Here is a 19,135-nt window from a genome sequence, read left to right on the forward strand (position 1 = left end):
CACCGTCGCCGCCGCGCCGGCCGATCCCGACGCTAGTCCGTCGGCCGACCGCGACTCCGGGCGGGCGTCGGCACGGATCCTCATCGGGGCGGGTGGCGGGGTCGCTCCTGGCCCCCGGCCATGCCACGATCAGTACATGGGTCAGCTTCTGCTCCTTCTGGTCGTGGCGTTGACCGTCGCGGCGGTGATATTCGGTGTGACGGTGCTGGTCAGTGGCCGTGATCCCGGCCTGGCGCCCGCCGAGCCGGATTCGCAGGCCGTGGCGTTGCCGACCACCCGGCCGTTGCGCGAATCCGATGTGGGTGGGGTCCGTTTCGACACCGGGTTGCGCGGGTACCGGATGGCCCAGGTCGATCAGGCGATGCGCCGCGCCGCCTACGACATCGGCTACAAGTCGGAGCTGATCGGCGTGCTGGAGGCGGAGGTCGTGGCGTTGCGTGAGGGCCGCACCGAGGACGCGGACGCGCTGCGTGAGGCCCGTGAGCAGTCGGCCAGCAAGGTGACGAACGTCGACGTGGCGGAGTCGGGCGCGGATGTGCCGCCGGCCGACGAGGCGGACGCCCCGGTCGGCTCGACCGGCACGGACCCGCTGCCCTCCGCCACCTCGTCCCCGGCGGATTCCGACGGCGTGGCGCCGGCCGTCGTGCCCGCCACCGGCGAGTCGGCCGATCGTGACCAGACCGACGGCGCGCCCACCGAGGGCACCGGGCAGCACGGCGCGGCGGTTCGGTCGGAGTCGGCGTGACCGGTCCGGGGGGCGCCGACGATCTTCGTGAGGCCGCCCAACCCGGTGCCGGTGAGGTAACCGCGACGGTCATCGTCGACGCCCCGGCGGAGCGGGTCTTCGCCGCGCTGCTCGCCTGGGAACGTCAGTCCGACTGGATCCCGTTCACCCGCGTCCGCGTGGTCGAGGGCGACGGGCGCGAGGGCAGCCGGATCGAGGCCGTGACCGCGCTCGGCCGGGCCACGCTGCGCGACGAGATGCAGGTGGTCCGGGTCGACGAGCCGTACGAGATCGGCGTGGTGCACTACGGCCAGTTGCTGCGCGGCCCGGGTGTGCTGCGCTGCACCCAGCTTGATCGAGCCCGCACCCAGGTCGTCTGGCACGAGTGGTTCCACCTGCCGGGCGGGCGAGCCGGTCGACTTGCCTGGCCGGTGCTCTGGCCCGGCTCCAAGCTCGGCCTCACCCAGGCGCTGAAGAGGTTCGCCCGTCTGGTCGAGCAGGGCCGGCTGCCCTGACCACGCCCGGTGCCGGCTGCCAGCCCGGCGCGCGGAAGAGATGCCCGACGCGATGCCGCCAGGTTGTGGCGGCGCGGAGGTCCCGGGCGATCGAGGCGTACTCGTGGAAGGCCACCCGGACCGGGTTGTAGCTGCCGATGTTCTTGGTCAGGCCGTACACGCAACGCTCACGCTCCGGCGCGAACGAGCCGAAGAGCCGATCCCAGACGATCAGGATGCCGCCGAAGTTGCGGTCCAGGTAGCCGCCCTGCGAGGCGTGGTGCACCCGGTGGTGCGACGGGGTGTTGAACACCGCCTCGTACCAGCGCGGCATCTTCTCGATCCTCTCGGTGTGGATCCAGAACTGGTAGAGCAGGTTGACCGAGCCGCAGAACGCGACCACCGCCGGGTGTACGCCGACCAGGATCAGTGGGATGTAGAAGACCCAACTGGTCAGGCCGGTCCACGGTTGGCGCAGCGCGGTGGAGAGGTTGAACCGTTGCGACGAGTGGTGCACCACGTGCGAGGCCCAGAGGATGCGGATCACGTGGTGGCCGCGGTGTGACCAGTAGTAGAAGAAGTCCTGGGCGAGCAGGATCAGCGGCCACGTCCACCAGACCTCGGCCACCCGCAGCGGGGTGAGCGTGTAGAGCAGCGCGTACGCGGCGGCGACCGGCACCTTCCAGAGCAGGTCGGTGAAGACGCTGCCCAGCCCCATCGCCAGGCTGGTCGCGGTGTCCGCGCCGCCATAGCCGACCTCGTCGTCGTCGCGGTGCAGCAGGTAGGAGACCCGCTCCAGCACGATGAGCAGCAGGAAGGCTGGGATTGACCAGGCGATGACGTCCGGGAACTCCTTCATCGCGCCGCCTCCGCTCGCCGTCACCGGCCGGGCCGCACCGCTGGTGACCCATTCCTACCGGTCGGTAACAAGCACCATATGCAGCCGCGCCGCCGGTGGCAATGGGGTGTCGGTGCGATGCCCTAGCGTGTACGAGGTGACTGACCTGGTGATCGGTGCGGACGGGCTGGCTCGCTGCGCCTGGGGGTCGAGCACCCCCGACTACGCCATCTACCACGACACCGAGTGGGGGCGGCCGCTGCGCGGCGACGACGCGCTCTACGAGCGGATGACGCTGGAGGCGTTCCAGTCCGGGCTGTCCTGGCTGACCATCCTGCGCAAACGACCGGCGTTCTGGCTGGCCTTCGACGAGTTCCACATCCCGACCGTCGCCGGGTACGACGACGCCGACGTGACCCGGCTGCTCGCCGACGCCGGCATCGTCCGCAACCGGGCCAAGATCGAGGCGGCGATCGTCAACGCCCGCGCAGCGCTGGAGCTGCCGGAAGGATTGTCCGCGCTGCTCTGGTCCTTCGCACCGGAGCCTCGGCCGGCCCGCCTCGCCTCGTTCGCCGAGCTCGCGCCGATCACCCCTGAGTCGACGGCGATGGCCAAGGCGCTCAAGAAGCGCGGTTTCCGGTTCGTCGGCCCGACCACCGCCTACGCGCTGATGCAGGCCACCGGCATGGTCGACGATCACATCGTCGGATGTCATGTCACCCTCTGAACGGCGACATGATGGGATGCAGGCATGACGACCGAGACCGCGTACCGGGCCGGTGGGTCCGGCCGTGCCGACGGCGTGGGCACCTGGGCCGTGCTGCTGCCAGCCGAGCGGTACGAGGCCGAGCGGCTCGTGCACCACGACACGCTGGAGCTGACCGGGCTGGCTGACGTCGCTCGACCGGGGCCCGGAGACCAGGTGGCGGTGCTGGTCGACGCGCCGCCGCGGCTGGTGGCGCTCGGCCGGGTCGACGCGCCGGGTCAGCGCCACCGCGAGGACCCCGACGACCCGCAGTCACCGGTCGAGCCGGGGACACTCGTCGTGGCGTACACCCGGCGGGCCTTCGACGAGCCGGTGCCGGCCGACCTGCTGACGCTCGACGGGCCGGTCACCGCGCTGGATCCCGCGGCCTTCCGGGCGCTGGCCGACCAGCTCGGCCCGCCCCCGGCGCGGCGCACCTGGCTGGTCAGCCTCGATCTGCCGATCGAGGCCGGCACACCGGCCGAGGCGGTCCGGCTGTTCTGGTCGTATGTGCAGGAGCTGGGTCCGCGTGAGTTGCCCGCCTTCGTCTCGCCGGCCGGCGACGAGCTGGCCATGCAGGCGTTCGTGCTGGGCGCGGAGGCCAACCAGGACCCGGAAGAGGACGACTAGAAAAGCCCGTCCAGGCGTCCCCGCCAGTCGGCGAGCACCGGGCCCGGGTCGGCGCCCAGGACCTGCTCCAGCAGCGTGGCGTAGACGTCCCGGAAGTCGGTGGTGTATTTCAGGTCGCCGTCGTCGAGGTCGGTGAGGCTCGGCGGTGCGCCGTGCCAACCGCCGCGTACGCCGGCGCCGAGCAGCAGCACGTCGGAGGCGGTGCCGTGGTCGGTGCCGTCCGAGGCGTTGGCCCGGACGCGGCGGCCGAACTCGGAGTAGACCGCCACCACCACCTTCCGGCCCGCCTCGGTGCGGCTCATCCGGTCGGCGAACCCGGTCAACGCCCGGTCCAGCTGACCCAGCAGGACGGCCTGCAACTGCTTCTCGTCGGCGTGGGTGTCGAAGCCGCCCAGCGACACCGAGAAGGCCCGGGTGGACACGCCCGCCTCGACGCACTGCGCGACCAGGTCCAACTGCGCGTCCAGCGGGGTGCGTGCCCCGCCGGTCGCCGTCGCGGGTGCCTGCTCGCCGTCCGGGTCCGCCGTGTCCGGGTCGGCGGAGTCGCGTACCTGGCGGATCATCTCGTCCACCGACCGCAGGTCGGCGAAGCAGGCGGCGGCCCGGCCCCGAGCCGCCGACTCACCCGCTTCGGCGGCCGCAAGCGCGGTCAGTGTCTCCGCGGGGAGTCCCTTGGCGGCCTTCCGGTCGGTCACCGGCACCGCGGCACCCGCGCTCCGCTCCCCGGCCAGCAGCGGCGGCAGCGCCGGCTCGAAGGAGACCGCCAGCCGGGGGTCGCCCCCCGCCCGGTCCAGCCACCGACCCAGCCAGCCGGTGTTGCCCGGCCGGTCCGGCTGCGCGGTGTGCCAGATGTCCATCGACCGGAAATGGCTGCGGTCCGGCTTCGGGTAGCCGACCCCGCGCACGATCGCCAGACCACCGGCGGACCAGCGCTGGTGCAGGCCGGCCAGTGCCGGGTTGAGGCCGAAGCCGTCGTCCAACCGCCGCACCTCCCCGTCCGGGTACGCCAGCTCGGGGCGGGCCGCCCGGTAGGCGGGGTCGCCGTACGGGATGACGGTGTTGAGCCCGTCGTTGCCGCCGTAGAGGGTCACCAGCACCAGCGTGCGTGCCTGCGGATCGCGGTCCCCGGCGGTGTCCAGCAGGTCCCGCAGGCTGTACGCGCCGGCGCCGGCGGCCAGCGCGCCCGCGCCGACCACCCCGCTGGTCAGCAGGAACCTGCGTCGGGTCTGGGTGTCCATGTCGACTCCTCCGCTCAGCTGACTGTGTATTCGGGGCTGACCAGGCCGGCGGCCAGCAGCTTGCGAGGCTCGCCGGCCAGCGGGGTGAGTGCCGCGCGGGTGCGCGCGCTCCAGCCGTCGACCACCAGCAGCCGGGCCAGCGCGTCCGGTCGGCCGGCGGTGGGGGCGGCGGTCAGCCGGGCCAGCACCGTCGGTGCCGCGGCGGCGGCGAGCATTCCGGCCGTCCGCAGCCGAGCCTGCAGTGCCGAGGTGGTCAACCAGGCGACCCCGGCCGGCCAGCCGCCCACGCTGGGCGGTCGCAGCGGCACCTGGTCCAGCGCGTTCAGGCCGGCCAGCAGTTGTTTGTGTTGCTGCTCGGGCAGGGCGGAGGGTCGGATGCCGAGCTGCCGCAGCGCGCCGACCATCCACTCCACCGGCTGCTTGACCAGCGTGCCCCGGGTCTGCGCGAAGGCCGGCGACGAGAAGATCGCCCGCAGGGTCGCGATGGTGTCCGCGCCGGCCAGGCCCTGCGGCGCCGGGATGTCGGTGCCGGCGTAGCGGAACCAGAGCCGCCCGGCCGCGAATGTCGCCGCCGCGGGCTGGGCGGCCAGCAGGCCGGCGTACGCCTCGGTGTCGAACCGGCCGCTGTGCCCGAGGATGGTCTTCTCGCCAGGGTCGTGCCGGCGGGCCTCGAAGCGGGCGGCCCCGGTTCGCCGGTCGACGACCCAGCCGGTCAGGGCCCGCGCGCCGGCCTTCACGTCGGCCTCGGTGTAGTTGCCGATGCCGAGGGTGAACAACTCCATCAGCTCGCGGGCCAGGTTCTCGTTCGGCGCCTTGCGGGTGTTCTTCTGCCCGTCCAGCCAGATGATCAGGGCGGGGTCGCGCACCATCGCGGCGACCAGCGGGCTCAGCGGCCCACGTCCGTGACGGCGCAGCGTCTCCAGTTGGCCCTGCATCATCCGTGCCGACTTGACCTTCTGCGCGCTGGTCGCCCAGTGCCCGTGCCAGAAGAAGAGCAGCTTCTCGGTCAGCCCGTCCTCGGCGGCCACCATCCGGTCCAGCCACCATCCGGTGACCTGCTGGATCTGCTTGCGCCGCTCCGCGTTGGCCTGCTGCCGCTGCTCACGGGTGGACTCGCCGGTCAGCTCGGCGTACGGGTCCGCAGCCAGCGCCGGCGGCGGTGTGGCCGCCGCACCACGGTCGGCTCGGGCCGGGGTGAGCAGCCTGTCCAGGGTGGCGGCCGGCCCGGCCCGCTCGGCGGCGTCCACCTCGTCTGCGGTCGGCCCGAAGGTGGCCCGGCGCAGCAGGTGCGCCACCGCTTCACGATCGCTCATACGCGCCGACGCTAGGCGGCCCCTGTTCGAGGACGGTAAGGGCGGCGTGCGAATCGCGTTCAGCGTCCCTCGAAGACCGGTTTCTGCTTGGCGACGAAGGCGAGCGTGGCCGCCCGGTGGTCAGCGGTGGCGCCGCAGATCGCCTGGGCCTGCGCCTCGGCCGCGAGGGCGTCGGCGAGGGTGCCGGCGTCGGCGATGGAAAGTTGCCGCTTGATCGCCCCGTACGCGACGGTCGGGCCGGCGGCGAGGCGGGCGGCCAACTCCTGGGCGGCCGGCAACACCTGCTCGTCGTCGTCCACCAACCGGTTGAGCAGGCCCAACCGGCAGGCCTCCTCGGCGCGGACCGGCTCCGCCAGCATCAGCAGCTCCACCGCCTTGGCGTGGCCGACCAGCCGGGGCAGCGTCCAGGAGGCGCCGGTGTCGGCGGCGAGGCCGACCTTGGCGAAGGCCATCAGGAAGCTGGTGGTGGGGCCGCCGATGCGGATGTCGGCGAGGAACGCCAGCGACGCGCCCGCCCCGGCGGCCATCCCACGGACCGCGGCGATCACCGGCTTGGGCAGGTTGGCGAGCCGGGCGGCGATCGGGTTGTAGTGCGCCCGCACGGTGCCCAGGGGGTCACTGGCGGAGTTTTCCAGGGTGGACACGTGCTCGCGCAGGTCCTGACCGGCGCTGAACGACCCGCCGGCCCCGGCCAGCACGACCGCGCGGCAGGACCGGTCGGTCTCCAGCTCGGCCAGGGCGTCCCGCAGCGCCTCCTTGAGCGGCACGTCGAGCGCGTTCATCGCGTTCGCCCGGTTCAGCGTGAGGGTGACGACGGCGTCGGTCCGGTCGACCAGCAGCGGCTCGGTCACGTGTCTAACGACCCTTCTGTCGGACGATGCGGTTGCCGGCGTCGAGGCACTGTTCGACGTACCGGTCGGCGGCCGGACGCAGGCGGGCCGCGTGCCGGTCGAAGAAACTGGCCGCGGCGGTGCCAGGCCAGCGTTCGGGCAGCAGCGCCGGGGGCAGCTGCGGGTCCCGGAAGAGGAAGGTACGCCACGCGTGCACGAGCCGGAACCGGGTCGCGTACGCCTCCTCGTCGCTGCTGCGCACGGTGACGGCGGCGAGCAGCGGGCGCTGGTCGGCGACGAAGCGTTCGTAGGCGTGGCCGATCTCGCTCAGGTTCCAGGCCCGGCGGACCACGCCCATCGCCCCGGGTGTGCCGGAGAAGTGTGCGGCGGTGAACCGCTCGAATCGGATGCCGGACTCGGCGAGGAGCAGGTCGACGTCCTCGGCGGGGCGGGTGGCGACCCAGGTCTGCTCGTCGAGCGTTCCGTAGCCGAGGAAGGTCAGGTTGGCGGCGAGTCGCTGCCGGTCCCGTCGGGAGCCCGGAGCCTCCAACACCAGCAGATCGAACCGGCCGTCCCAGGTGACCCGGCCGGTTCGGTAGATCCGGGCCGCTGCCTCGTCGAGTCGCCGGGCAGCTTTCGGTGTGATCGAATATCCCGGTCCGGAGGCCAACCGGAGTGGTTCGAGCCAGCCCTGACGCACCATCCGGGACACGGCGGTGCGAACGGCGGGCGGTGCGATTCCCAGCGGCGCCAGTAGCTTGACCAGGGCGGCAACCGGTGCGCGGCCACCCTTCGGACGGAGGTGGTCGCCGTACAGGTCGAAGAGTGCCGACCGTGCCTGCATGACCGCACATTGTGACAGGCCTTCTCAAGATAAGCTAGATGCTGTTACATCAATGCTGCTCCGGTTTGGGTCCGGCGGTGTTCATCAGGGAAAATCGTTGGTCGACACCCCCGCGACCGTTGCGGGTGGTCGTGACGAAGTGGCTGTGGGGCAACCCACCGACCCTGGTGTAGGTCTGAGGGGAGACAACATGGCGGCGATGAAGCCGCGGACGGGCGACGGTCCGCTGGAAGTCACCAAGGAGGGGCGGGGCATCGTCATGCGGGTCCCGCTGGAGGGCGGTGGCCGGCTCGTCGTCGAGATGACTCCCGACGAGGCCAACGCGCTCGGTGACGCGTTGAAGGCAGCGGCCGGCTGAGTAAGGAGTGCTCCGGGCGGCTCAGGCCGCCCGGAACGTTCTTCGGGCCCTGAGCCACCGGTATCGCCGGTGGCTCAGGGTCTTCATCGGCGCGGGCAGGCGGGCTGGCTTCCGCTCCGCGACACTTTCCTGGAGGTACGGTTCCGCGTGCTCGCCATCCGTCTGATCGCCGAGCCCGACCGGCTCGACGTCCTCGTCCTGCCTGTCCGCCCCGCCGATTCGGCAGCGGCAGGCGACACCTCGGCCGAGCCCGTTTCGACCGCCGTGGCACCCCCGGCCGGCACGGCAGACGAGGCCGCCGCGTTGGTGCCGGCGGCCCGAATGACCGGGCGTGCCGGCGAGGTTCACACCCAACTGCGCCCCGGGGCTACTCCCGGCCGGCTCCTGCTGCTCGGCATCGGCGATGGCGGCGAGGCGGCCTGGCGGACGGCCGGCGCGGCTCTGGCCCGCTCCGCAGCCAGTGAGACGCATATCACCATTGCCCTGCCGGCCGAGGTGACCCCGGCCGCGGTTCGCGGGTTGGCCGAAGGGCTGCTGCTCGCCCCGTACCGGTTCCGGATGACCACAGCGGGCGACTCTCCGGCGCTCAGCGACGTCGATCTGCTGGTGGCAGACCCGACGGCGTTCGAGGCCACCGTCGCCACCGCCCGGACCACCGCGGCGATGACCAATCTCGCCCGTGACCTGACCAACACCCCCTCCTCGTTGAAGACCCCGCAGTGGTTCGCCGACCAGGTGGAGTCCGCAGCGGCCGACCTGCCCGACCTGCGACTGCGGGTCCGTGGCCCGGCTGAGCTGGCCGCCGAGGGCTTCGGCGGGATCCTCGCCGTGGGCGGCGGCTCGGCCAGCGGCCCTCGGCTCGTCGAGCTGGACTGGCATCCAGCCGACGCGCGTACGCACGTGGTGCTGATCGGCAAGGGCATCACCTTCGACACCGGCGGCATCTCGATCAAGCCGGTGCCGGCGATGAAGCTGATGCGCAAGGACATGGCCGGCGCGGCCGCGGTCGTCGCCGCCACCCTCGGCGCCGCCGCGCTGCGGCTGCCGGTCCGGGTCACCACGCTGGCCCCGCTCGCCGAGAACATGGTCAGCGGCTCGGCGTTCCGCCCCGGCGACATCGTCCGGCACTACGGCGGCATGACCAGCGAGACGACCAACTCCGACGCCGAGGGCCGACTGGTCCTCGCCGACGCGCTGGCGTACGCGGTGCAGCAGCTCGAACCGGACCTGCTGCTCGACCTGGCCACCCTCACCGGCGCCAACGCGGTGGCGCTGGGCAAGCGCACCGCCGCCCTGTACAGCGAGAACGACCAACTGGCCGCTGACGTGCTGGCCGCGGCCGAGGCGGCCGGCGAGTTGGCGTGGCGGATGCCCCTGCACGGTGACTACGTCGAGTACCTGGGCAGCGAGATCGCGGACCTCTACAGCGCACCGGCACAGGGTGCCGGCTCGGTGTTGGCCGCGCTCTACCTCCGCGAGTTCACCGGCGACCTACGGGACCGCTGGCTGCACCTGGACATGTCGGCCCCGTCCTGGGCGGACGGCGACCACGCCGAGGTCAGCCGCGGCGCCACCGGCTGGGGCGTGCGGTGGCTGTTGCGGTGGCTGGCCAGCGTCGACTGACCAGGTCAGCACTTCACCGCGGCGAGCACCCCGTGCCCCACCGGCAGCAGCGCGGGGATCCAGTGTTCCGACTCCCGCACCGCCTTGATCGTCTCGCGGACCGTCACCGTCTCCGCGTCCCGGGCGGCCGGGTCACCGATCCGGCCGCCCGCCAGCACGCCGTTGAGCGCGAGCACGCCCCCCGGGCGCAGCAACCGCAGCGCCGCTTCCACGCAGGCGTGGAACCCGGTCGCCTCCGCGTCCACGAAGACCAGGTCGTACGCGCCGTCGGCGAGCCGGGGCAGCACGTCGAGCGCACGACCGGTGATGATCCGAGTGCGACCGGCTGCGAAGCCCGCCTCGGCGAAGATCCGCCGGGCGATCCGCTGGTGCTCCACCTCCAGGTCGATGGTGGTGAGCACACCGTCGGCGCGCATGCCGCGCAGCAACCAGACCCCGCTCACCCCGGTGCCGGTGCCGATCTCCACCACCGCGCGGGCGTTGCCGGCAGCGGCCAGCAGCCTCAGCGCGGCCCCCGCGCCGGGGGTGACCGCTTCGAGGCCCACCTCCCGGGCCAGGCTGCGGGCGGTGCGGAGCACGAGATCCTCGGTGACGTAAGACTCGGCGAACTGCTGAGCCTGGGCCGTCGAACTGCCGGAACCGGCGACCGTGGCGATGGGGCACCTCCGGGGGCGGTGCGTGGTGCGGGGGCGGGTTGGCACTGTGAGCGTAGAGGCGACCGTCGTGAGGCGCAGCCGCGCCTCCGCCTGTTGCGATCACCGGGGCAACCGCTGACTCCACCGCGTGCATCCGTGCAATCCTGGAGGCGGTATCCCGTCAGCCGCGACCGAACCGGCCCGTGGCCGGGCGACGCGGCGCGGGATCCGGGGACGGACTGGGAGGCACCGACGTGACCGACGGCTGGGAGTGGCGGCGGGGCGGTGAGACTCCGGCTCCGGCGGGACCGCCCGGGGCAGGGGCCCCGCCGGGATCGCCGACCACACCAGGGGCCGGCAGCACACCCGCTGTGCCGCCCGACAACCCGCCTGGCGCCCCGGCCGGCAGCACACCCACTGTGCCGCCAGGCCCTGCGCCCGCTGTGCCGCCGCCAAGCAACCCGCCTGCTGTGCTGCCTGGCGGCAACGCGCCCGCTGTGCCGCCCGGAAGTACGCCTGTGGCGCCGCCTGGCGGCCCGTCGACGTTCGGTCACCCGCCGGTGCCGCCCGTGGCGGGTGTGCCGCCCCACGGGCCGTCGCCGAGCTGGCCGGCACCGGCCGCGGGCGGGCCGGGCGCGACCGGCGCTTCGCCCTGGTGGTCGGACGCGCTCGCCGATCCATGGCGGGACCCGGCGGCGCCGACCGCGGTGGTGGTGCCCGGTGTGGTGGCGGCCGGCACCGAGCCCGAGCCGGTCACCGATCCGGACGCGCCGGGCCGGCCTACGCTGCGCCACCTGTTGCTCATCCCCGTGATCACCGCGCTGCTGGCCGGCACCCTCGGTGGCGCGCTGGGTTACGCGTTCGCCGTGCACGGGGGCGCCGGTGGGGTGGTGCTCGGCGGTGCGCCGGCCGAAGCTCCGGCGCTGGCCCAACGCAAGCCGGAGTCGTTGGCCGGTGTCGCCGAACGTGTCCTGCCCAGCGTGGTCACCGTCCGGGTGAGCAGCCTCGGCGGGACCAGTGAGGGCTCCGGCTTCATCGCCACCGCCGACGGCCACGTGATCACCAACGACCACGTGGTGGCCGGTGGCAGTGGCAAGGCCTCGGTGGTCTTCAACGACGGCACCACCGCGTCGGCGACCATCGTCGGACGGGACCCGGAGTCGGACATCGCGGTGATCAAGGTGAGTCGTCCCGGGCTGCGGCCGGTGGAGTTCGGTGACTCCGACGGGCTGGCGGTCGGTGACCCGGTGCTCGCCATCGGTTCGCCACTGTCGCTGGCCAACACGGTCACCGCCGGCATCGTGAGTGCCCTGGACCGGACGATGCAGGCCGGCGAACCGGGTGGCCCGATGCGCTACTACGCGGCCATCCAGACCGACGCCGCGGTCAACCACGGCAACTCGGGCGGCCCGTTGGTCGACGGCGCCGGGCGGGTGGTCGGGGTGAACTCCACCATCAAGTCACTGGTCGCCGAGGGGCAGGAGGCGGGCAACATCGGGCTCGCCTTCGCCATCCCGATCAACCAGGCCAAGAGGGTGACCCAGGACATCATCGGCACCGGCAAGGCCCGGCGTACGGTGATCGGCGCCCGGGCGGAGGGCCCGACCGGGGCGGCTGGGGGTGGTCTGCGGCTGGCGGAGGTGGAGCCCTCCGGTCCGGCGGACAGCGCCGGGTTGAAGGCCGGCGACGTGATCCTCAAGATCAATGGGCGGCCGATGACCGAGCCGACGGACCTGACCGCGTTGGTCCGCAAGTTCGCGCCGGGTTCGGTGGTGACTGTCGAGTTTCGGCGGGGTTCCGCCCGGCAGAACACGTCGGTAACTCTCGCTGCGGACGCGAAGTGAACAGCGGCTCACCCCTTGCCCGAACGCCGTCCGGCGTGCGTAGTCTTGCTGCTGACGCCGAGAGGAGGCCAGCGGGATGTTCGACAACCTGAACTGGTGGGAGATCGGGGCGCTGCTGCTCCTGGCGCTGCTGATCTTCGGTGACCGGCTGCCCGGAGTCATCACCGACGGGCTGCGGTTGGTGCGCAATCTGCGCAACATGGCCCGGAACGCCACCGGCGACCTGAGTCGTGAGCTGGGCACCGACATCCAGCTGGAGGACCTGCACCCGAAGGCGTTCATCCGCAAGCACCTCCTCAGCGAGGAGGACGAGGCGGCGATCCGCAAGCCGTTGCAGGGGGTCTACGACAACCTGCGTGCGGACGTCAGCGGCGTGCACGAGGACCTGAAGGACGTGGCGAGTGCCGCGGACCTTCGGTCGAACGGGACCCGGTCCGGCACGGCCACCAGCAACCCCTCGGCGCCGGTGCCCCGCGTCAGCTACGACGACGCCACCTGACCGAGCCGTAATGTGATCAGCCCGCCGGCCAAGTGGCCAGCGGGCTGATGGCGTTTCAGGCGGTCAGCGCCCGGCGGGCTTGAGGCCGAGCGGCTTGCCGAGCAGCGACTCGCGGCGCAGCGCGAGCCGGTCGGCGATCGTGCCGAGCGCCTGCGCGGCCGGGGACGCCGGCTCGGCCAGCACGATCGGGTTGCCCGCGTCGCCGGCCTCGCGGACCCGGGTGTCCAGCGGGATCTGCCCGAGCAGCGGCACCTGAGCGCCGATGGTCCGGCTCAGCGACTCGGCGACGGCGGTACCGCCCCCGGCACCGAAGATCTCCATCCGGGAGCCGTCCGGGAGCTCCAGCCAGGACATGTTCTCGATGACGCCGACCACCCGCTGGTGGGTCTGCAGGGCGATCGCACCGGCCCGCTCGGCCACCTCGGCGGCGGCGGTCTGCGGGGTGGTGACGATCAGGATCTCCGAGTTGGGCAGCAACTGGGCCAGCGAGATGGCCACGTCGCCCGTGCCCGGGGGCAGGTCGAGCAGGAGCACGTCCAGATCGCCCCAGTAGACGTCGGCCAGGAACTGCTGCAACGCCCGGTGCAGCATCGGGCCGCGCCACACCACGGCGGCGTTGCCGGAGGTGAACATGCCGATGGAGATCACCTTCACGCCGTGCGACTGCGGCGGCATGATCATGTCCTCGACGCGGGTGGGCCGTGCCTCCGTGCCGAGCATCCGGGGCACCGAGTGGCCGTAGATGTCCGCGTCGACCACGCCGACGGAGAGCCCGCGAGCCGCGAGCGCCGCAGCCAGGTTGACCGTCACGCTGGACTTGCCGACGCCACCCTTGCCGCTGGCCACCGCGTACACCCGGGTGCGTGAGCCCGGCTGGGCGAACGGGATGACCGGCTCCTCGGTGGCGCCCCCGCCGCGCAGCTGCGACTGCAACGACTGCCGCTGCTCGGGGGTCATCACCCCAAAGTCGATCTCCACGCCGGTCACGCCGGGCACCGCGGCGACCGCGACGGTGATGTCGGTACGCAGCTTGTCCTTGAGCGGGCAGCCGGCGACGGTGAGCAGCAGCTCGACCCGGACGACGCCGCTGGCAGCGATCGTGGCGGAGCGGACCATGCCCAGCTCGGTGATGGGCCGGCGGATCTCCGGGTCGTTGACGGTGGCCAGGGCTGCCTGGATCGCGTCCTCGACGGTGCTCACGGGTGCTGACATGCCCGCAATGCTACGTCGCGGGGCATCCGCTGCCGCCGTTGCCCGGGGCGGTGTGAGCCAATCGATGACCCGCCCTGAGGAGCTGGTCAGCCGTCCGAGCGGCGCGGCCCGGTGCCGTCCGGCCGGGCGTCCCGCACGAAGTCGCCGTCCAGGTCGTCGCGTGGCTCGTCCAGGCCGACACCATCGGTCGGCCGCTGGCTGCGCTTCTCCTGGCGGCTGTCCTTCTCCTGCTGGCGGCGCTCCAGCCGCTGCCGGCGCTGCCCCGCCTCGTCCAGCTCCTCGGCCAGCCGGGCCAGCTCGGAGCGGAGAAAGTCCCGGGTGGCCACCTCACCCAACGCGATCCGCAGTGCCGCGATCTCCCGGGCAAGGTATTCGGTGTCCGCCTTCTGGGCCGTGGCTCGCCGCCGGTCCTCCTCCAGGGCCACCCGGTCCCGGTCGGCCTGCCGGTTCTGTGCCAGCAGGATCAGCGGCGCCGCGTAGCTGGCCTGCAACGACAGCACCAGGGTCAGGAACGTGAAGGTGTACGGGTCGAAGCGCAGGTCCGCCGGTGCCAACGTGTTCCAGACGAACCAGATCGTGATCACCACCGTCATGACGACGATGAAGTTCGCGGTCCCCATGCCCCGGGCGATGCCCTCCGACCAGCGGCCGAACGCCTCCGCGTCGAAGCGGGGGAGTTTGATGCCCCGGGGCTCGCGGGGCTGGTCGAGCCGTTCCGCTCGCCGCTGGTCAGCCATCTGCGCCGTCCAGCGCCGCGTCGGTGGCGCCCGGGGCGGTCAGGGCGTCGCGGTCCCGCCAGTCCCGAGGAAGCGAGTGGTCCAGGACGTCGTCCACCGTCACGGCACCGACCAGCCGGCTGTTGCGGTCGATCACCGGCATGGCGACCAGGTCGTACGTGGCCATGCGGCGGGTGATCTCCGGCAGCGGGGTGGTCGGGCGTAGCGGGTCGATGTCGTTGACGACCACCTTGCCCAGCAGGTCCGCCGGCGGTTCACGCAGCAGCGCCTGGAAGTGCACCATGCCCAGGTAGCGGCCGGTCGGGGTGTTCTGCGGTGCCCGGGTCACGAAGACCTGCGCGGCGACGGCGGGGGAGAGCTGTGGCTCCCGGATCCGGGCCAGCGCCTCGGCGACGGTGGCGTCCGGCGGCAGGATCACCGGCTCGGAGGTCATCACGCTGCCCGCTGTTCCGGGCGTGTACTTCAGGAGCTGACGCACCGGGTCGGCCTCGTCCGGCTCCATCAGGTCCAGCAGCACGTCCTGCTCCGGTGGGGGGAGCTCGTTGAGCAGGTCCGCCGCGTCGTCCGGGTCCATCTCCTCCAGCACGTCCGCGGCCCGCTCCCGGTCCAGCGCGGCGAGAATCTCCACCTGGTCGTGCTCCGGCAGCTCGCTGAGCACGTCGGCGAGCCGCTCGTCGTCCAGCGCGGCCGCGACCTCGTTGCGCCGCGCGTCGGGCAGGTCCTGCAGAGCGTTGGCGAGGTCGGCCGGGCGCATGTCCTCCAGGACGGCGAGCAGGTTCGCCGTACCCCGGTTGTCGGCGATGCCGCTGAGCCCGCGCACCCGGTCCCATTCGACCTGGTGCAGGTGGCCGCGGCGGGTGAGCCGCCCGGTCTGCTCGCGTACGGCGACACGGGTCAGCGACCACTCACCACCTCGGGCGCACTCCATGGCGACGTCCACGACCGCGCCGGGCTGGCCGCCCGGGTCGAGCTGCACCCGCCGGTCCAGCAGTTCCTGGAGCACCAGCAGCTCGTTCGGGCGCTTCTCGAACCGGCGCAGGTTGAGGGTGCCGGAGCCGAGCACGACGGCGTCCGCGTCGATGGAGGTGATCCGGTTGATGGACAGGAAGATGCGCCGACGCATCGGCATCTCGGCGACGAGGCCCACCACCTCGGGCGGTCGCTTGGTCGCCCGTAGTCGTGCCACGGCGTCACGGACCCGGCCCACCTGATCGCCGTTCGGGTCGAAGACGGCGACTCCGGCGAGACGGGCGATGTAGACCCGGGTCGGCGTGCTCACGGGCACCAGCCTAAGCGCCTAGTGTTTATCAACATGTCGACCTTGGCCTACGAGATCGTGGACGTCTTCACCGACCGCCCCTTCGCCGGCAACCCGCTGGCCGTGGTGTTCGGCGCGGAGGCGCTGGCCACCGAGCAGATGCAGGCACTCGCGCTGGAGTTCAACCTCTCCGAGACGGTGTTCGTGCTGCCACCGACGCAGGTCGGTGCCACCTACCGGGCCAGGATCTTCACCCCGGTCGAGGAGTTGCCGTTCGCCGGGCACCCGAGTGTCGGCGCGGCGGTCACCGCGAGCCGGCGGGGAATGTTCGGTGTGGGGCAGGTCACCCAGGAGTGTGCGGCCGGGGTGCTGCCGATCGAGGTGACCGCAACCGGGGCGACGCTGACCGGTGGCACCCCGACCCTCGGGCCCGAGCTGGACCCGGAGCCGTTGCTGGAGATCGCCGGCCTGGTCGCGGACGACCACATCGGGCCTGCACCCCGCGTCGCCGGCTGTGGGCTGGAGTTCCCGTACCTGCCGGTACGGCCGGAGTCGTTGGCCCGCGCCCAGGTGAATGCGGCGGCGGCGCAGCGGTACGGGGTGTCGCACGTCAGCGTTTTCTCCTGGGACGCGGTAGCGCAAACCGCGCACGCCCGGGTCTTCGTGCCGGGGATGGGCGTCCCGGAGGACCCGGCGACCGGCTCGGCGGCGCTCGGCCTCGGTGTCTGGCTGGTGGCGACCGGTCTGTTGCCGGGCGAGGGGCTGTCCCGCTACGCGGTCCGCCAGGGGGTGGAGATGAACCGGCCGTCCGCGCTGGCATGCACGGTCACCGCGGCGAACGGTGTGGCGGTCGGCGCGACGGTCGCCGGTCAGGTGGTGCCGGTGGCCCGGGGTGAGATCGCCATCCCGCCATTCGTGGGCTGACGCCACCGCTGGCGGAGGAAAGCAGCAGACGACCTACGCGTTGCCGGTCGCGGTGCGGCAGGATGCGAGGGTGACTGACGACGCGCTCGGCTCGACGCCGCTGGTCGACGAGGCGATGAAGAAGGCTGCCGTGGCCTGGGTGAGCGTTTCCGGTGGGCCGGCGCTCGCGCTCTGGTGCGCCCCGCTCGAGGGCGCGCTGCTGGTGGTCACCGGGCCGGGCGAGCAGGCCGCGCCGGGCCTTGCCGACGCAACCGAGGCGCAGGTGACCCTGCGCGGCGACCATGGTGGCCGGATCGTCACCTGGCCGGCCCGGGTGAGCCGGGTGCAGCCGGGCACCGAGGCGTGGGACACCACCGCGCCGCTGGTGGCGGCGAAGCGCCTCAACGCGTCCGGCCCGACCGCCGACCTGGTGGCCCGCTGGGCCGCGGACGGTTGTGCGGTGAACCGGCTCACCCCGGCCGGTACGCCGCTGGCCGGCGCGGACCTGTCAGCCGACGCGCAGGCCGAGCCACCGCGTGCCACTCCGGCGGTCCGGGCTACCCGCAAGCCGTTCCGCCTGCACCGGGTTCGTCGCCGCTGATCGGGTCCGCCCGCTCGTCAGCCTGGCCCAATGCGGACGCCCACGACCTCGGCGTAGGTGTCGACGAGGGCGAGCACCTCGCCCAGTGTGCCGAGCGTGGGGCCGCGCCAGTCCAGGTCGGCGTTGAAGACCATGTGCGTGGCCAGGTCCGGCGCGGCGAGCCGGACGGCGGTCATCCCGGCCCGCTCGGCGCCGGTCAACTCCTGGCTGCCGCCGTCACCGACGTACAGGCAGTCTCCCGGCGCGAGCCCGAGCCGCTGGCAGGCGGTCAGGTAGAGCGCCGGATCGGGCTTGCATCGGCCGACCTGCACCGAGAAGACCCGCACGTCGAGCAGCGGGGCGACCGCGAGTTGGGGAAGGAAGGCCGGCAGCTCGTGCGTGCAGTCGCTGATCACGCCGGTGTGCAGGCCGCGTTGCCGCAGAGCCGCCAGCACCGGCACCGCGTCGGCCCGCAGCCAGGTGTCCGCGCGGACCGCCCGGTGCCGGGACGCCACCGCCGCCCGAACCGCGTGGTCGCTGGGGTGTACGCCGGCCTGGGCGCACACCCAGCGAAGGGTCGCCTCCGCGTTGCCGAGCCGGCCGGTGGCCCGTTCGTAGTAGGTGCGGTCCAGCACCTCGGTCAGCGTGTCGGTGGGGCACCCGAGCAACTCGGCGGTGCCGAGGTGCGCGGCACCACGCTGCACCGAACGGGTCAGGGTGCCGAAGAAGTCGAACAGAACCGCCTGGTAGCCGGGCATGGTGAAGCGCCTCCGGGCGGTCGAGGTTCACCGGCGCGAACCCGCGTGATCGTAACGGAGTGCTGACTGTCCGTGCTGTCCGTCATACGTGTGAGGATTACGTCCCGTGCCCCCACCTTCACACCGCCCGTCCCCGGACCTGCTGACCACCGGCGCGGTCGGCCTCGCCGTGGTCGCCGTGTCGTCGTCCGCGCCGTTGATCGCGTACGCCGCCGCTCCCGCGCTGGCCATCGCGTTCTGGCGCAACCTGCTCGCGGTGGCCGTGCTGACCCCCGTCTCGCTGGCCCGGCGCCGCGCCGAGTTCCGCAGGCTGACCGTGGGTGTGGGCCGGCGTGAGGGGCTGTTCTGCGTCCTCTCCGGAGTCGCGCTGGCCGGGCACTTCGCCACCTGGGTGCCGAGCGCCCAACTCACCTCGGTCGCCACCTCCACCGCCCTGGTCGCCACCCAGCCGGTCTGGCAGGGGCTGATCGCCCGCGCCCAGGGGCGGCGACTCCCTCCGGTGGTGTGGATCGGCATCGCGGTCGCGGTCGGCGGCGCGGCGATCGCCACCGGGACGGACGTGGGTGTCTCCGGCAAGGCCGTCCTCGGCGACGTACTGGCGCTGACCGGCGGCCTGTTCGCCGCCGTCTACACCGCACTCGGTGAGCGGGCCCGCGCCAGCATCAGCACCACCACCTACACCACCATCTGCTACGGGATCTGCGCGCTGATCCTGCTGGTCGTCTGCCTGATCGGCGGCGTACGGCTGACCGGGTTCGACGGGCGGACCTGGCTTGCCATCCTGGCCCTGGTGGCCGGCGCCCAACTACTCGGGCACTCGATGTTCAACTACGCCCTGCGGAAGATCTCGGCGACCACGGTGAGCGTGCTGATCCTGCTGGAGGCGCCCGGCGCGGCCCTGCTCGGCTGGGCCTGGCTGGGGCAGCTGCCCCGCCCGTACGCGCTGCTCGGGATGGCGTTGCTGCTGGTCGGGGTGGCGGTGGTGGTGCTCGGCGGTGGCCGGGCCGCTCGCCGGGCCGCACCCACCGCGCTGCCGGCCGACCCGACTCCGCTGCACGACTGATCGCACAGC

21 protein-coding genes are annotated in these 19,135 nt (G+C 72.8%); 11 read left to right on the plus strand and 10 right to left on the minus strand.

What is annotated here, in order from left to right; genetic code table 11:
- The first annotated feature begins 136 nt into the window (after positions 1–136).
- Positions 137–745, plus strand: a complete 609-nt coding sequence (locus tag HNR20_RS17350) for a DivIVA domain-containing protein (RefSeq protein ID WP_184181124.1) — start codon at positions 137–139, stop codon at positions 743–745.
- On the plus strand, positions 742–1,239 hold the full coding sequence (locus HNR20_RS17355) for an SRPBCC family protein (protein ID WP_184181126.1): 498 nt from the start codon (positions 742–744) through the stop codon (positions 1,237–1,239). The genes HNR20_RS17350 and HNR20_RS17355 overlap by 4 nt, the downstream gene beginning before the upstream one ends.
- Here HNR20_RS17355 and HNR20_RS17360 read toward each other — a convergent pair.
- On the minus strand, positions 1,184–2,101 hold the full coding sequence (locus HNR20_RS17360; protein WP_311736872.1) for a sterol desaturase family protein: 918 nt from the start codon (positions 2,099–2,101) through the stop codon (positions 1,184–1,186). The genes HNR20_RS17355 and HNR20_RS17360 overlap by 56 nt on opposite strands.
- Positions 2,102–2,213: 112 nt before the next feature.
- Between HNR20_RS17360 and HNR20_RS17365 the strand changes: the two genes are divergently transcribed.
- On the plus strand, positions 2,214–2,783 hold the full coding sequence (locus tag HNR20_RS17365; RefSeq protein ID WP_184181130.1) for a DNA-3-methyladenine glycosylase I: 570 nt from the start codon (positions 2,214–2,216) through the stop codon (positions 2,781–2,783).
- A 24-nt stretch (positions 2,784–2,807) separates the two neighbouring features.
- Positions 2,808–3,431: a hypothetical protein gene (locus tag HNR20_RS17370; protein ID WP_184181132.1), complete on the plus strand. Its 624-nt coding sequence runs from the start codon at positions 2,808–2,810 to the stop codon at positions 3,429–3,431.
- Here HNR20_RS17370 and HNR20_RS17375 read toward each other — a convergent pair.
- Genes HNR20_RS17375 through HNR20_RS17390 form a run of 4 tightly spaced genes read right to left on the minus strand, consistent with a single transcriptional unit; the run spans position 3,428 to position 7,656 of the window.
- Entirely contained in the window at positions 3,428–4,669 is a 1,242-nt protein-coding gene (locus HNR20_RS17375; RefSeq protein WP_184181134.1) for a DUF1501 domain-containing protein, read from the minus strand. The two genes, HNR20_RS17370 and HNR20_RS17375, sit on opposite strands and share 4 nt — an antisense overlap.
- Positions 4,670–4,683: 14 nt before the next feature.
- Entirely contained in the window at positions 4,684–5,982 is a 1,299-nt protein-coding gene (locus tag HNR20_RS17380; protein WP_184181136.1) for a DUF1800 domain-containing protein, read from the minus strand.
- Between the two features lie 59 nt (positions 5,983–6,041).
- Positions 6,042–6,833 carry an enoyl-CoA hydratase-related protein gene (locus HNR20_RS17385; protein WP_184181138.1) on the minus strand — a complete coding sequence of 264 codons (792 nt, stop codon included), beginning with the start codon at positions 6,831–6,833 and terminating at the stop codon, positions 6,042–6,044.
- A gap of 4 nt (positions 6,834–6,837) precedes the next feature.
- Positions 6,838–7,656, minus strand: a complete 819-nt coding sequence (locus HNR20_RS17390; protein WP_184181140.1) for a PaaX family transcriptional regulator — start codon at positions 7,654–7,656, stop codon at positions 6,838–6,840.
- Positions 7,657–7,846: 190 nt separating this feature from the next.
- Here HNR20_RS17390 and HNR20_RS17395 point away from each other — a divergent pair, with 190 nt between their 5' ends.
- A complete protein-coding gene (locus HNR20_RS17395; RefSeq protein WP_007455245.1) occupies positions 7,847–8,014 on the plus strand; it encodes a DUF3117 domain-containing protein in 168 nt (55 codons plus the stop codon).
- Positions 8,015–8,161: 147 nt separating this feature from the next.
- Complete coding sequence (locus HNR20_RS17400; RefSeq protein ID WP_184181142.1) at positions 8,162–9,637, plus strand: leucyl aminopeptidase family protein; 1,476 nt, start codon at positions 8,162–8,164, stop codon at positions 9,635–9,637.
- A gap of 5 nt (positions 9,638–9,642) precedes the next feature.
- On the opposite strand, the gene HNR20_RS17405 is transcribed toward HNR20_RS17400, so the two are convergent.
- Complete coding sequence (locus tag HNR20_RS17405; protein WP_184188595.1) at positions 9,643–10,215, minus strand: O-methyltransferase; 573 nt, start codon at positions 10,213–10,215, stop codon at positions 9,643–9,645.
- Positions 10,216–10,832: 617 nt separating this feature from the next.
- Between HNR20_RS17405 and HNR20_RS17410 the strand changes: the two genes are divergently transcribed.
- Positions 10,833–12,116, plus strand: coding sequence for a S1C family serine protease (locus tag HNR20_RS17410; RefSeq protein ID WP_184188598.1), 1,284 nt, complete (start codon positions 10,833–10,835; stop codon positions 12,114–12,116).
- 76 nt (positions 12,117–12,192) lie between these two features.
- The gene (locus HNR20_RS17415; protein WP_184181143.1) at positions 12,193–12,615 is read left to right on the plus strand and encodes a twin-arginine translocase TatA/TatE family subunit; all 423 of its coding nucleotides are present in this window, start codon (positions 12,193–12,195) and stop codon (positions 12,613–12,615) included.
- Positions 12,616–12,678: 63 nt separating this feature from the next.
- Here HNR20_RS17415 and HNR20_RS17420 read toward each other — a convergent pair whose 3' ends face one another.
- From HNR20_RS17420 to HNR20_RS17430, 3 genes are all read right to left on the minus strand, one after another.
- The gene (locus tag HNR20_RS17420; protein ID WP_184181145.1) at positions 12,679–13,827 is read right to left on the minus strand and encodes an Mrp/NBP35 family ATP-binding protein; all 1,149 of its coding nucleotides are present in this window, start codon (positions 13,825–13,827) and stop codon (positions 12,679–12,681) included.
- An 86-nt stretch (positions 13,828–13,913) separates the two neighbouring features.
- On the minus strand, positions 13,914–14,564 hold the full coding sequence (locus HNR20_RS17425; RefSeq protein WP_184181147.1) for a DUF1003 domain-containing protein: 651 nt from the start codon (positions 14,562–14,564) through the stop codon (positions 13,914–13,916).
- A complete protein-coding gene (locus tag HNR20_RS17430; RefSeq protein WP_184181149.1) occupies positions 14,557–15,843 on the minus strand; it encodes a magnesium transporter MgtE N-terminal domain-containing protein in 1,287 nt (428 codons plus the stop codon). The genes HNR20_RS17425 and HNR20_RS17430 overlap by 8 nt, the downstream gene beginning before the upstream one ends.
- Before the next feature lie 33 nt (positions 15,844–15,876).
- Between HNR20_RS17430 and HNR20_RS17435 the strand changes: the two genes are divergently transcribed.
- A complete protein-coding gene (locus HNR20_RS17435; RefSeq protein WP_184181151.1) occupies positions 15,877–16,746 on the plus strand; it encodes a PhzF family protein in 870 nt (289 codons plus the stop codon).
- 115 nt (positions 16,747–16,861) lie between these two features.
- The gene (locus tag HNR20_RS17440; RefSeq protein WP_221310684.1) at positions 16,862–17,326 is read left to right on the plus strand and encodes a hypothetical protein; all 465 of its coding nucleotides are present in this window, start codon (positions 16,862–16,864) and stop codon (positions 17,324–17,326) included.
- Between the two features lie 17 nt (positions 17,327–17,343).
- On the opposite strand, the gene HNR20_RS17445 is transcribed toward HNR20_RS17440, so the two are convergent.
- Entirely contained in the window at positions 17,344–18,063 is a 720-nt protein-coding gene (locus tag HNR20_RS17445; protein WP_184181155.1) for an HAD family hydrolase, read from the minus strand.
- A 106-nt stretch (positions 18,064–18,169) separates the two neighbouring features.
- On the opposite strand from HNR20_RS17445, the gene HNR20_RS17450 reads away from it, so the two are divergent.
- On the plus strand, positions 18,170–19,126 hold the full coding sequence (locus HNR20_RS17450; RefSeq protein ID WP_184181157.1) for a DMT family transporter: 957 nt from the start codon (positions 18,170–18,172) through the stop codon (positions 19,124–19,126).
- Positions 19,127–19,135: the final 9 nt, after the last annotated feature.

Origin of the sequence: Micromonospora parathelypteridis (genome assembly GCF_014201145.1) — a bacterium.
In the GTDB taxonomy this organism is placed as follows: Bacteria; Actinomycetota; Actinomycetes; order Mycobacteriales; family Micromonosporaceae; genus Micromonospora; species Micromonospora parathelypteridis.